The sequence below is a fragment of the Bacteroidota bacterium genome, assembly GCA_016194975.1.
In the GTDB taxonomy this organism is placed as follows: Bacteria; Bacteroidota; Bacteroidia; order Palsa-965; family Palsa-965.
The window spans coordinates 76,008-90,107 of the sequence record JACQAM010000008.1; the positions used below are offsets into that span (position 1 = coordinate 76,008).

A 14,100-nucleotide genomic window follows, 5' to 3' on the forward strand; every position below is an offset into this window, starting at 1 on the left:
CACCTAACGTATTACCGAAATTTTCTTTGTTGTCATTGTTCCATCCTGCAGCACTTTCACAAAATAAATCCCGTCGCTCAACGCAGAAACATCGAGCGAAAAATAATTCATTCCTTCATTCGCAGAAAAGTTTTTTTCCTGAACTGTTTTTCCGGTTACATCGCACACATGAATTTCCACTTTACTTTCCGAAGAAGAGTGCAATTGAATATTTATTTCACCGGAAGAAGGATTCGGATAAATGTTCAGCGAAGAATTATTTTCATAAGGTGCAATTCCCACCATGTTCCCGGTTAGATTAATGTTGTCGATGTAAAGATCATTTCCATAACCGCTGATGGCGAGGAAACGTATTTCCATTGGCAAATGCCCGGCAAGTGAATCGAGATTCAGCGTATCGCTTCTCCATTGGGAAATGTTCGGAACAAAAACTCCGCCGGTGAGTCCTGCGGTGTTCATCTGGAAACTCGACTTCGTGTAAATGCGTTCTCCTATTCCCGAACAATCGGAATAAAGATCGATGGCGAATGTGTCGATGTAAACTGAATCATAAGGTGCATAAGCAAGATCAAAACGCAAACGTATCGGTGGCATTACATTGGTAAAATCGATGTACGGTGAGATCATCTTGTCGTTCCCGGCTGCTATATTGTAAAAATCGGCAAACATGGAAGCAGAAGATAATCCGTAAGCGCCCACAGCAGTTGATCGTGCGAGGAGATTGGTTGAATTCTCGATCGTCCAGTTTGCAGGAGGAAATAAAGTGGTTTCAAATCCTTCCACTACCGGCGGAAGAACAGATCCTGCGGGAGTGGGAGAGATGAGTGTGAATGTTCTTGAAAGTGTATCGTTATAATTATTCATGTCTGTTCCGCCATTCGGATTCGCAGTGAAAACATCGAACGTATGCGCGCCCGCAGTGAGCGTGTATGCGGGAAGAGAAACATTTGCAGTAGCAAGCGTTGCAAGATTTCCATACCACATCATCATCTGCCACGATTGTGCATCCATTCTCCAATGAATTTCCACTGAATCAAGCGCCGTCATTCCCGCGTTGCGTATGCGCACGAGCGGCGCGATAACGGAATCGCATAATGAAAGCGGGGGATACAAAATGGAATAGGCGCTGGCGTCGAGCGTGAGTACGGTGGAAGTTTGCAGATCACTTTCCCACATTCCTCGTCCGTAAGTAGCGGCGCGCAATTTACTCGTGCCATAATTTATTTCCAGTTCATCAATGATCACATTCGGTAAACCGGTGTTGTACGGCAACCAGTCGCTCATGGAAGCATCACGATAAAAAACGCCGAGATCTGTTCCGAGGTACAATAAATTATTACTTCCATTCTGAAATTCTATGCAATTCGCAGGAACATCAGGCAGCGTTCCGGAAAAATTACTCCAGTTCGTTCCGCCATTGTTGGTGTAATAAACTTTATTTCCATTGGAGAATCCGGAAAAAGTAATCCACGCCGCATCCGGATTCACATCGCTGATCGTGATCCCTGAAATAGCCGCACTTGAAACCGGAAGTGTTCCGGTAATATTCGTCCAGGTAATTCCGCCGTCTGTTGTGCGATAAAGATTTCCGAACGTAGCAGCGTAAATATAATTCGGATAAGAACTGCAGATCTCCAATGAGTAAACACAACTTCCGTCGAGTCCGCCAAAGGTGAGATTCGACCACGTGTTTCCATTGTCGGTCGATTCGTAAATATCATTTCCTCCTGCATACATTTTGTTGTGATCATTCGGATCCATGATCATAGGCGAAGTCCAGTCGCAACCGGTAACAGGAATGGAATTGAAAGTTACTCCGCCATCTGTCGATTTGAAAAACGCGCCATTCTCCTGCGAGGAAAAAACAATATTATCATTGGTAAAATCAACGAGACATTCCATTCCTTCCGAACTATTCACTCGTGTTGCGGTATTCACCGCCGTGATGCGATCCGTTCCGTTGTTGGATGCGCCGGCGTAAATTAAATTCGGCGTGAGTGCAGAAGAACCGAGACGATAATATTGTTTGATCGCAAGGCCATTGCTGAGATCACTCCAGTTTGTTCCGCGATTTATTGTTTTAAAAATTCCTCCGTCGTTGCAGGAGAAAACAGTAGAATCACTTCCTGCCGCGAATAAAAGCGCGTGTTCATTCGAGTGCACATAATTCGGCGCTGTAAAAGTTGTTGCGTTCGAAACCGTCGCCCAGTTCGTTCCGCCATTGATGGATCGGGCAATGAGCATTCCGCCAACGAAGATCACATTCGCATTCACAGGAGAAACTTCGAGCACTTTATCTTCATAACCATAGGGCTGCGCTGCAAAAGAAGGATCGGATTTCGGCACGAAGGAAGCGCCGGAAGTAGTTGAAAAATAAAATCCGCCTCCCACACTCCACACATACACATCATTTGCATTCGCAGGAGTTACAGCGATGGAAATTCTTCCATTGGAAAAAAGTCCGCTGATCACATTCCACGTTGTACCTCCGTCTGTGGAGCGAATGAATGTAAGACTGTCGCCGCTGTAAATAATCTGATCATTCGACGGATTCATTTCTATGTCGTAATAATTTCCGTTGCGGATAATATTCCATGTTGTTCCTCCATCAGTCGTTTTGAAAATTCCGGAATTAGTAGCAGCGAAAAGAATATTCGTGTTCGACGGATCGATGATGAGGCGCTGAATGATAGCGTTATTGAAAAGAGAATAATTCATTCCAGTTGTATTCCACGTAGCACCACCATCTGTCGATTTTAATATTCCCGCAGAATATTGTCCCCATGTTTGTTCGGAAAAATAAATTCCATACTTGTCCCCGGTTGCGAGATACATGACCTGTGTATTCGCGGGATCAATGGCAATATCAGAAATACTTATTGCAGGAAGAAGATCGGTATTCGAAGACCAGGTTGCGCCGCCATCTATAGATTTCCACAATCCGCCGCACGCTGCACCCACAAAAATATTCTGCGCATTCGCAGGATCGATGGCCATACAATTTATTCTTCCTGCGCCTCCGCCATTTGCAGGAACAACATCGGGCCCGAGAAAGATCCAGTTCGCCGTCTGCGTGTGTGTATCGCCCGTGCGTGTTTGCGCGAGCGTGTTGCGGTAATTCCGGTATTCACGAATGAGAATTTCCGGATCGGGAAAAGTTCCGCCGGGAAAAGTGCGTTGCTCATTGAACCATTCCCATTCTTTGTAACGGAGATATTCTTCATTCGAAGAATTGCCGGTATTCTGATCCGTGAATTTTTTTTCATAAGAATGCTGCACTTCGCGGAAAGTTGTTTTCTTCGAAGAAGCAGAGGATTGAGCAGAACCTGATGCGCAGAAAAAAACTGCGGCGATGATGAGCGGGTAAAATTTTTTCAAGAGCGGAGGTTTAGAGAAGTGAATTTAGGGAAAATCCCAGAGACAAAAGATAAATCCAAAACTCAAACAGGTGGTAAAATAATTTCATTACCTACAACTGCAAACCTTTGTTTTATGTTTAACGGCATTGTTTCTATTTATTTCGTTTTAGTTGCTGTCACTGTTTGTTTATTTTTTAGATTCAAGGCATATTTACTTTCCCCTATTCAGTCTCCTGTAAGAAAGTTTTTTCCAAATGTTATGTGCCAACTTTATTTCTTTTTGTGTCAAACCGAAATGCTCTTTCAAAATTATTTGGTTTGTGATTTTCAAAACGTCTTCAATGTCGGTTTTGTTGCGAATGAGTTTGTCAATCTGTGGAAGCAAAGCAGCATTGTCCAAATGATAAGGAAGCAAAATTCTTTCTGCTTCGTTTGGCATTAACTCTAACACACCGCCTCCGTGACTTCTTCCCGAAACTTCTGTGAATGCAAGTGAAAGTGAGTTGTAATAACTTGCTGTCATTGCCTTAATATTTGTGTTCGGTCGCACAAAAACTCTGTGCATTGTATCGGTTGTATATGCTTCCGCTTGGTTAATTATCAATCTCGGATAAAGATTGTTTCGTCTGATGAATAGGGCATCCGAAATTTTTAAAGAAGGAACTACAAACCAATCATCACGAATTCCAGTTTTATATCCTTTGTGAATTCCTAAACTTTCACCGTGTGCAATATATTTTACTGCTCCGTTTTTCTTGTTTAAATTTTTTCGGTCAGAAAAAACAAGCAAGTGTGCTTTTGCTTTTGAGTGTTTGTTTTTCTCCCAATCTTTTTCGGTGAAGATTACTGAGTTCACTTGAACACTTCTTCCAACCATTGGTCTTGCGTAATCTTGCAAGTCATATTCTTCAACTGTTGTCAATGGAACTGTAAAGAAGTCGTTTGAACCTGTTGTAATTCCAACTTCAACTCTTGCGAATTTTTCAAGCGTTGGAATATTTCTACGCTTTGCAATATTTTCTAAAAAATCAATTTCGCCTTGCTCTAAAAAGTAGAAAGTCCATTTGTTGCTCTTAAAATCAATTTTCTTTTGTGGGCTTTTTAACCGTGCTACATCAAGCGTTTTCAATTCGCTTGCATCACGCAACTCAATGTGTTCAATGTTGTGTTCTTTAGAATTATTCTTTTCGCAAAGAAGTAAAACAACTTCCTGTTGAATGTTTGGGAAAACTAATTTCTCAAATGAAATGATGTTGATTTTGTTGTAGAAATGTGCAAGAAAATTTCTCAACTGTTGTGCAAACGAAACTTGTAAAATTTCTGCTGGCAAAACGAAACCGATTTTTCCACCTTTGTCTTTGAGCAGAAGCGATGAACCCACGACAAACGAAACCCAAGCGTTTGTAAGTTTGGAATAAGTCAAACCTGCTTTGATAAAAATATCTCCTGCCTCAACTTGTTGTTCTCTGTCAAAAAACTGGTATCGTATGTAAGGCGGATTACCAACAACTAAATCAAATCTTTTTTCTGTGTGGTTGCAATAAGTATGGAAATCATCATTTATGATTTGTTTGTTCTTTAAATTTATTTGCTCTGCTTTTTCTGCTTCTTCTTGGTCAAGTTCAATTGCTGTGATTGATTTGTATTTGAACTTTTGCTTTTGCAGTTGTTCTAAAAAAACACCATCACCGCAACTTGGTTCAAGTATGTCAAAGTCAGTGGTGCCATTGATGCCCCAACGCAAAACAAATTCTGCAATTGGTTCGGGAGTGTAAAAACCGCCTCTTAATTTTTCGGCTGATGCTTCTGTAATTAATTTCATTGGTCGGTTTTTTTTGTTTTCAAATATTTTACTTTTTTTTCTGCTACTTTAAATACTTCATTAGACAAATCTTCTTCGTCCATTATCTGATAAGCAACTGCATCACTCAAAAAAGTTATCAGTAAATCTTTGTCGCTTACTTTGAAATATTTTGCAAACTTTTCTATCAGTTGTTTGGTCGGCTTGCGATTGTTCTTCTCAATCTTACCCAACATTGAAGTATCAATACTCAATGCTTTCGCAACTTCACGCAAAGGAAGATTCTGCTCCTCACGAAGTTTCTTTACTGTTTCGCCGAATGTTTTTTCTAATTTCATTTTGGACTACTTCAGTCCAAAGGTAGTTACTTACAAATGAGCCACAAAAATATTTCCGAAAAGAGTTTTCAACAAGATTGAGCTGAAAGATATTTACTTGATTTCTAAAGTAAACTCACTTTTCTTTTTGGTCTTATATAGAGTGGCATTCTTACCAATGAGGTTATCTTTTGCAATCACTTTCTTGGCTTCTCCCCAACTTATTGAAGTCATTGAGTTTTTCTGTTCGTAGGAGCGGGTATCGGTTCGAGGGTTATGTGTGAGCGTAAGTTTAAAACTGCCTGACGGCTTGCCGTCAATTACAATATTGAAAGTTCCTTCTGCTCTTTCAAGATGTGATGTTTCTGGCTTTGTATCTCTCTTCCATTTGAGAGAAGTAAAAACGGCGTCCCTGAAATAATGGCGTTGGTCAATGCCTTTAGTCTTGCCTTTTTTGAAAAGCATTGAACCAGTCGGGTTCGTGTTTGACCCTTTCGGAATATTCAAATCTCTTTCGGTGAGTTTACCGCTTTCCCAAAGCAACTCACCTTTCTTGGAAATACTACCAACAACAACAGCAGCAGATGATGTTATGGTTACTGTTTTTTTTGTTCCTCTGAATTCGGTCGGGATTTTTGCGATTGCTCTCTTCGGAAATATTTTTGAAATGATGTTTTCAGTTTCTGTCCTTTTCGATTTCTCTGCTTTGTCCTGTGCTGCTTTTCGTTCTGCTTCTGTCGGAACAACTTTAGCTTTCACCAAGTCAGCAATAATTTTCTTTGAGAGTTTTTTCAGGTTCGGGTCGGTGAAATCAAAAATGCCTTTGAAATAATCTTTTAGTTGCTCAACAATTTTTCTGTCTGACTCAACTGAATTGTCAATGCTTACAAGTAACGATGCTTCAACATTTGTGAATAGTCCTTGCGATGTGAGATTGGAAGAACCGATTATGAGTTCTGATTTGTAGTCACCTTCAAACAAATAAATTTTCGGGTGAAAGATTGTGAATGAAGGTTGGTAAAAAACAAAAGCGTTTATGTCCAAATTGAGAAGTGCTAATAATGCTTCTTGTGAAGTTCCCTTTTGGTCAACGCCTGTAACGATTGTAATAATGTTGAGATGCTTTTTAGCTGCTGCAATATGTTTTGAAAGTCCGTTTACACCTGCCTGACTTGCAAATGCAGATATACCTGTGAAGGTGCGAAAGTTATTGTCTGCAAAGAATTTGATTAGCTGTTTACCAACTGAATGTTCTGATGCGGCCTCAAATCCTTGTCCTAAAAGTGTAATGTTCATACTCTATACTATGCGATAAAATTTCAACAAATGTAGGAATAAAGTGTTGGGAAATTTGGCTACTATCCCCGCCCGAACGTACCGTTCGGTACGGGCGGGCATTGAACTACCTCATTGAGAAAAATTGTGGTCCTACCAGGAATCGAACCTGGATTTAAAGTTTAGGAAACTTCCGTTCTATCCATTGAACTACAGGACCTGAAATTCATCTTCAAAATTAGCACATTATCAAATTGGCAATATCGCCACATTATTTTACCATTCCGCCATTACCAATATTCTTTTCCGTCGGCGCAACAAAACTCAATTCTCCTTTTTCATTTTCCGCCATCAATATCATTCCGTTCGATTCGACGCCCATCATTTTGCGCGGAGCAAGATTTACAAGAATGGTGACTTGTTGCCCGATAATATTTTCAGGCGAATAATATTTTGCAATACCACTCAACACCGTGCGCTGGTCGATGCCGGTGTCCACAATTAATTTCAGCAGCTTGTCGCTCTTCGGCATTTTCTCTGCAGCGATAATTGTTCCGATACGAATATCCTGTTTCGAAAAATCTTCGAAGGTAGTCTCGGGTTTTTGCACTGGAATTTTCGGTTTTGAATTTTGAATGTTCAATTTTGAATCAGCGTCTGCCGCCTTTTTTATTTCCGCTAATTTATTCAATTGCACTTTCAATAATTCAGGGTCCACTTTCGCGAACAGCATCACCGGTTGATTCAGCTGATGTCCTACCGTCAACAGATTCGTATTCTTTGCGCTCGACCAATTCATTCCGGAAATATTCAGCATGCTGCGCAGTTTTTCTGCTGTGAAGGGAAGAAACGGCTGACATAAAATGGAAAGATTCGCGCAGATCTGCAATGAAACATTGAGAATTGTTTTCACCCGCTCGGCATCCGGATTTTTCCACGGCTCGTTATCCGACAGATATTTATTTCCAACGCGCGCAAGATTCATCAGTTCCTGCTGTGCTTCACGGAATTTAAAATTTTCTATTGCCGCGCCTGTTTTTTCCGGAAATCTTGAAATTTCACCAAGCACATGAAGATCTTCTTTCGTGTACTGTTTTGCTTCGGGAACTTTTCCGTTATAATTTTTTTGTGTGAGCACCATCGTGCGGTGCACAAAATTGCTGAACACCGCAGCCAGTTCATTGTTCACACGCGCTTCGTAATCCGCCCAGGTAAAATCGCCGTCGCTTGTTTCGGGAGCAATTGCCGTAAGCACATAACGCAATTCATCCTGCTTACACGGCATTTCATTTAAATATTCATGCAGCCAGATCGCCCAGTTGCGCGAAGTGGAAATTTTTTGTCCTTCGAGATTTAAAAATTCATTCGCGGGAACATTGTCGGGCAAAATAAATTTTTCTTCGGGCGACAAATTTTCGTTGTAAGCCATGAGCATCGCCGGGAAAATCAAACAATGAAAAACAATATTGTCTTTGCCGATGAAGTGAATGAGTTTTGTTTCTTCCAGTTCATCCGAAGTTTTTCCTTTCACGCTCACCGGTGGAACTTTCCAGTATTTTTTCCAGTTATCACTTTTCGGTTTTCCACCGTAAGAAATTTTATTTCTTGTTTCCGGTTGTTCAAACCATTCTTTGCTCGCAGTGATGTAGCCGATGGGCGCATCGAACCACACGTACAACACTTTTCCGAAAGCTTCCGGCAGCGGAACTTTCACGCCCCAGTCGAGATCGCGTGTCATCGCGCGCGGATGCAAACCATCTTTCAGCCACGATTGACATTGGCCGGAAACATTTGCTTTCCATTCTTTGTGACTGTCAATATATTTTTGAAGTTGCGGCTGAAGTTTGTCGAGCGGCAGAAACCAGTTTTTAGTCGGGCGTTTAGTTGGTTTCGAACCGGACAATGTTGAATGCGGATTGATCAATTCTTCAGGAGAAAGTGAAGTGCCGCATTTTTCACACTGATCGCCATACGCATTTTCATTTTTACAATTCGGGCATGTACCAACGATGTAACGATCGGCGAGAAATTGTTTCGCCTCTTCGTCGTAATACTGTTCAGTGGTCTGCTCAGTAAAAATGTTTTTATCGTAAAGCGTTTTGAAAAAATCGCCGGCAACTTTGTGATGGATCGGGCGTGAAGTGCGTGAATAAATATCGAATTCAATTCCGAGATCATGGAAAGAATTTTTTATCACGCTGTAATATTTGTCAACGATCTGTTGCGGAGTCAAACCTTCCTTGCGCGCACGCAGCGTAATGGGAACACCATGTTCATCTGTTCCGCTCACAAACAAAACATCTTCACCTTTCGCGCGCAGGTAGCGCACGTAAATGTCCGAAGGCAGGTAGCATCCCGCAAGATGGCCAATGTGAATGGGGCCATTCGCATAAATGAGCGCGGCGGTTACGGTGTATCGTTTGGGTGAATTCATAAATGAGTGACGAAATTACTCATTTATAAAATGTGTATGCGAAGCTCAATAAATTACCATTCATACGGCAATGGTTCAAATTTTATAATAGCAGCGTTGATCGAATAGAGGTGTGAGGATTCAGTCGATATACTGCTCACAATATGATAGTTTTTCCCGGTACAGGAATTTCCTTCAGGATCAAAAACCTCCAATGTCCATCCTGAACCATCTAAAATAGCTCTACCGCGAGACTCCTCTGAATTCATTGTCCAAAAGCATGAATCTGAGATCATCTTTTTTATCGCTTCCCCATCTTTTTCAGGTATTGCTTTCTGTCGAATATTTGACAATGAATCGTTGTCACTCTGATATTTAATATCAAATTGCTTGGTAAACAACATCCATTGGTCATTGACTTGTTCGAGACGATAAACTTTCCCATAACCGAACGAGCTTGAAAAAATAAACCTTACGCAATAATGATCTTCATCGACGAGTGGTAACTCATTGAAACGTTTGAGATAATCCGCATACTTACTTTTTCCAGCCTGAATACTTGAATCATATCTGACCTCTGCCAGTTCATTCGAATTACAATTGCACTGCTCTTTAGGAGCGCAACTTGATGAGATCAGATAGAAGAAAAAGGCACCCAACAAATTTCGCTGAATGAACGGGAATTTCATTCCAGAAAGTTACTTTTATTTCCTCTAACCATGCCTGCAACTATCATTCCTCCTTTCTTATCACCCGGCGACACGATCGGAATTTGTGCAGTGGCGCGGAAAATTTCGCGCGAAGAAATAGAATCTGCCATAAAAAAAATTGAAGCTGAGGGATATTATGTGGCGCTCGGAAAAAATCTTTTCGGCAATCACAACCAATTTTCGGGAACAGATGAAGAACGTACCGAAGATCTCCAGAATTTTCTTGATGATCCGGAAATCAAAGCGGTGATCAGTGCGCGCGGCGGATACGGAACATTGCGCATCATTGACAAAATTGATTTCAAAAAATTTCAGAAGAGTCCCAAGTGGATCATCGGTTACAGCGACATTACCGTTTTGCATTCGCACATTCATACAAATTTTCACATTGCAACTTTGCATGCGACCATGCCGATCAATTTTCATCTCGATGAATTTTCGACGCGCACGCTCTTCCACGCGCTCGCCGGGCGTACGCTCGCGTACCGGTGCGAGAATAAAACGCCGGTGAAGAATCGCGAAGGAATTTGCGAAGGGGAAATTGTGGGGGGAAATCTTTCTTTGCTGTATGCTTTGCAGAATTCCGTTTCAGATATTGACACGAACGGAAAAATTCTTTTCATTGAAGATCTCGACGAATATCTTTATCACATTGATCGCATGATGCTGAGTTTAAAACGCGCAGGAAAATTTGCAGGACTGAAAGGATTGATCGTCGGCGGAATGAGCGAAATGAAAGACAACGCCATTCCATTCGGAAAAAGTGCAGAAGAAATAATTGAAGAGCACGTTGCGGAATATAATTTCCCTGTGTGTTACGGATTTCCTGCGGGGCACGATAAGGAGAATTATTCAATGATCTTCGGAGAAAAAATTAAACTGGATATCGGCAGTAATATTTCCAATATTGAATTTGAAGATTCGAAGATTTGATCCTTACGCGCAAGATTGCTTCACGTTGTTCGCAATGACCCTCGCACTATTTTTAAAAATTTCAAATTATTTCTCCGTAAACTTTCCATCCCGCAATTGAAGAACAATTGTTTTCCCGATTGGTTGAGGAGATACGGAGTCAATAATTTCTATACATTCTGTGTAACTGATCTCATTGGTAAGCGGATCGAAATTCAGTTTTAAATTATAAGCTCTCGGGTATTCGATCACCAGGTCGCTGTCATTTGCAAAACAGGAAGTGCAATCTGTGAGTTTGGGCCCGGTAACCTGGAAAACACGAACGATGCTGTGCTGCATTCCCGCGCCGTGAGTTCCCCAGCCGAAAGTGAGATAAGAAGTTTTTCCATTGATCGTGACCACGTGCACTTCGTAAATTCCGCTGTCGGTATAAAGATCTTTTTCTCCTTCGTTCCCGGAATTCAATTGTTGTACAATTACTTTTCCGTTCTCCGATCTGAATTGCGTAACACAATTGATGTTGTGCCAGGTTCCGCCGGTGTAATCATCCCAGCTGTAAAATTTTATCTGGTTGTCGGCAGAATATTTTATTTCCACCCACTTCGATAAACTGTCGAGCGAACCGGTGAATGTGACGGGATCTGCCAGATCTTTCAGAAGTAATTTTTGAAATACAGTCGCTAAACTATCGCGGATACCTTCATCAGAAGTAATTTCTTTTTTTATGGAAGCAGTCAGTTCATTATCAATTTTGCGCAACGCATTCACTTGCCCGAAAGCAATGAAGCCGCAAAACAAGAAGATGGTTATAATAAAAAATTTCATTCCTGATTTGAAATTCAAAAATTCAATGATTCAAAAAATGAATTCCATACTCCGGAATTTTTGAATCATTGAATCCTTGAATTATTCCACCTTCGTATAATCCTTCGGCACGTCGAACATATTATCGGCAATGGCTTTTGCTTCGAGGCGGGTCACTTCCAGTCTTCCTCTTTCTACGCCATTGAGATTAGATTCAATAGCGAGCAAAGGCATGGAGCCGGCTTTCAGGTTGGCGATCGCGAGATAGTAAGTAGAAAAATTTTCCTGGCGGTTAATCAGTTTCAGCATAGGAAGGAAGAAATTGAATTTTCCGGGAGCGATCCAGAAACTGATCTGCGTAGTATCGGCCGCACATTTCACAACTTGCTCGGCACATTTATAACCGAAAAGATCTTTTGTTTTTTTCGTTGCCGTTACCACCGCACCTGCAGGCGCAGCGATCCCGCTCTTGGAAGTGCGCGTTCCCCACATTTTCCGGTCGGGGAGCAAATAGATCATCGTCATCGCTTTTGTATCGACAATAAAACTTCCGGATACGATGCGTGAGTCCGGCGCAAATTCGTCAATGCGCACTTTGTCGCCTTTGATGTAATAAACATAATTGGTGACTTCCTTGCCGGATTGTTTTTTGAATTCCATCAGTCCTTCGAATGTCTGTGCATGAAGGAAATTTGTGAATGGAAGGATTGCAAGCAGGGACAGGAGAATTCGACGGAGCATAGGTGTGTGGTTTGTGACAATAAAGTTACGAAAAAGGGAGGATTACACATTTACAAACGAATACTGTGCCAATCTCTGCTTAGTTTCGCGGCATGGAAGAAAAAATTTCTATTGGTAAATGGGGCGAACTCGAAGCGGTGCGTTTGCTGCGAAGTAAAGGATATCATATTCTCGATGTAAACTGGATCTTTCTTCATCTTGAAATTGACATCGTGGCAATGGATGGAGAACAACTCGTGATCGTGGAAGTGAAAACGCGTTCTACCAACAGGCACGGTGAACCGGAAATGTTCGTGAATAAAAAAAAACAATCGCGTCTTGTCCGCGCGGCGAATCTTTATTTGCAGCACAAGCATCTCACGAATGAAGTTCGTTTTGATGTGGTGGGAATTGTGAGAGCGAATAATAGATTGACGACGCAGCATATTGCCGGGGCTTTTTCGCCTTACGGAGGATGATTTCCCGCACTTGGGAACGAACTCCGAAATCCCGCAGAAAAAGCGGGTACGAAAATGCGAAACTCAAATGTGCGAATTTCGAATTTCGCAAGTTCGTTCTTCGCACTTCGCATTTTCGCACTTCGCATTTTCGTACGACGGTCTTTCACCGTCGAGTTCGCAATTCGTTCCCCTAGAAAACTTTTTCCGCCACTCTTCTTGTCGCTTCACTCGTTCCCATCGTGTAGAAATGCAAACACGGAACATTCGCTTTCACTAATTCTTTCGATTGCTGAATGCACCATTCGATCCCGAGCTCCTTCACTTTTTTTTCATCCTCACATTTTTCCACTTCTTCATAAAGTTCCTGCGGAATATCGATCTTGAAAATTTTAGAGAGCGAAAGGATCTGTTTTCTGCCGGTGAGAATTTTCAAACCCGGAATGATAGGAACGGTAATTCCCATTTTACGGCACTGATCCACGAACTCAAAATATTTTTTATTGTCGAAGAACATTTGTGTTACAATGTAATCGGCGCCGGCGTCCACTTTTGCTTTCAGGTGTTTCAGATCGGCAACCATATTCGGCGCTTCAAAATGTTTTTCGGGATAACCCGCAACGCCAATGCAGAATTGCGTAGCCGCCATGTCCACCACATCTTCGTGCATATATTTTCCGCTGTTCATTTCCACCACCTGCTGCACAAGATCGATCGCGTACTGATGCCCGTTCGGCTCAGGAACAAAAGTCGGTTCAGTTTTTATCGCATCACCGCGCAACAGCAGAACATTTTCTATTCCTAAAAACTGCAGATCGATGAGCGCACTTTCTGTTTCTTCTTTTGTGAATCCGCCGCAGATAATATGCGGAACCGCATCCACATGATAACGGTTCATGATCGCCGCGCAGATTCCCACCGTGCCCGGGCGCTTGCGAATGGAAACTTTTTCGAGATAACCGCCGTCGCGTTTTTTATAAACGTATTCCTCGCGGTGATACGTCACATCCACGAACGAAGGTTTGAATTCCATCAGCGGATCGATGCCTTCGTAAATAGAGTTGATGCTCTTCCCTTTTAATGGAGGAAGAATTTCAATAGAGAAAAGTGTGGACTGCGCAGCTTTGAATTGATCGGTGACTTTCATGGGATGCAAAAATAGACATTAGACATGAGATGGGAGAGAAATGAGAACTGAGAAATTTGAGCTTGGAATATTAGCGATTATCAGGAATTCAAAAGTCAGTCGCATGGTAATTCTTAGAGGCTGTTTAAAATTCATTTTTTGGAATTGTTATGATGCCATTTTTGTTCAGCCGAGGCGCATTTTG

At 41.8% G+C, this 14,100-nt stretch carries 11 protein-coding genes and 1 tRNA gene; 2 read left to right on the plus strand and 10 right to left on the minus strand.

Features of this window, described 5'->3' with window-relative positions:
* Nucleotides 1–3: 3 nt before the first annotated feature.
* The 7 genes from HY064_06610 to HY064_06640 form a co-directional block, all read right to left on the minus strand.
* Nucleotides 4–3,378, minus strand: coding sequence for a T9SS type A sorting domain-containing protein (locus HY064_06610; protein ID MBI3510317.1), 3,375 nt, complete (start codon nucleotides 3,376–3,378; stop codon nucleotides 4–6).
* Nucleotides 3,379–3,570: 192 nt separating this feature from the next.
* On the minus strand, nucleotides 3,571–5,181 hold the full coding sequence (locus HY064_06615) for a class I SAM-dependent methyltransferase (protein ID MBI3510318.1): 1,611 nt from the start codon (nucleotides 5,179–5,181) through the stop codon (nucleotides 3,571–3,573).
* Nucleotides 5,178–5,498 carry a helix-turn-helix transcriptional regulator gene (locus HY064_06620; GenBank protein ID MBI3510319.1) on the minus strand — a complete coding sequence of 107 codons (321 nt, stop codon included), beginning with the start codon at nucleotides 5,496–5,498 and terminating at the stop codon, nucleotides 5,178–5,180. The genes HY064_06615 and HY064_06620 overlap by 4 nt, the downstream gene beginning before the upstream one ends.
* Before the next feature lie 93 nt (nucleotides 5,499–5,591).
* Nucleotides 5,592–6,773, minus strand: coding sequence for a phospholipase D family protein (locus HY064_06625; protein ID MBI3510320.1), 1,182 nt, complete (start codon nucleotides 6,771–6,773; stop codon nucleotides 5,592–5,594).
* A 127-nt stretch (nucleotides 6,774–6,900) separates the two neighbouring features.
* Nucleotides 6,901–6,972, minus strand: a tRNA-Arg gene (locus HY064_06630).
* Nucleotides 6,973–7,023: 51 nt separating this feature from the next.
* Nucleotides 7,024–9,186: a methionine--tRNA ligase gene (metG, locus tag HY064_06635; protein MBI3510321.1), complete on the minus strand. Its 2,163-nt coding sequence runs from the start codon at nucleotides 9,184–9,186 to the stop codon at nucleotides 7,024–7,026.
* Between the two features lie 53 nt (nucleotides 9,187–9,239).
* Nucleotides 9,240–9,854 (minus strand): hypothetical protein, encoded by a 615-nt coding sequence (locus HY064_06640; protein ID MBI3510322.1) that lies wholly within the window; start codon nucleotides 9,852–9,854, stop codon nucleotides 9,240–9,242.
* Nucleotides 9,855–9,884: 30 nt separating this feature from the next.
* On the opposite strand from HY064_06640, the gene HY064_06645 reads away from it, so the two are divergent.
* On the plus strand, nucleotides 9,885–10,808 hold the full coding sequence (locus tag HY064_06645; protein MBI3510323.1) for an LD-carboxypeptidase: 924 nt from the start codon (nucleotides 9,885–9,887) through the stop codon (nucleotides 10,806–10,808).
* Nucleotides 10,809–10,874: 66 nt separating this feature from the next.
* Here HY064_06645 and HY064_06650 read toward each other — a convergent pair whose 3' ends face one another.
* Nucleotides 10,875–11,612, minus strand: coding sequence for a hypothetical protein (locus HY064_06650; GenBank protein MBI3510324.1), 738 nt, complete (start codon nucleotides 11,610–11,612; stop codon nucleotides 10,875–10,877).
* Between the two features lie 81 nt (nucleotides 11,613–11,693).
* Complete coding sequence (locus HY064_06655; GenBank protein MBI3510325.1) at nucleotides 11,694–12,332, minus strand: DUF4412 domain-containing protein; 639 nt, start codon at nucleotides 12,330–12,332, stop codon at nucleotides 11,694–11,696.
* A 92-nt stretch (nucleotides 12,333–12,424) separates the two neighbouring features.
* Between HY064_06655 and HY064_06660 the strand changes: the two genes are divergently transcribed.
* On the plus strand, nucleotides 12,425–12,790 hold the full coding sequence (locus tag HY064_06660) for a YraN family protein (protein ID MBI3510326.1): 366 nt from the start codon (nucleotides 12,425–12,427) through the stop codon (nucleotides 12,788–12,790).
* A 172-nt stretch (nucleotides 12,791–12,962) separates the two neighbouring features.
* Here the strand turns inward: HY064_06660 and metF are convergent, their stop codons facing one another.
* Nucleotides 12,963–13,916 (minus strand): methylenetetrahydrofolate reductase [NAD(P)H], encoded by a 954-nt coding sequence (metF, locus tag HY064_06665; GenBank protein MBI3510327.1) that lies wholly within the window; start codon nucleotides 13,914–13,916, stop codon nucleotides 12,963–12,965.
* Between the last annotated feature and the right edge of the window lie 184 nt (nucleotides 13,917–14,100).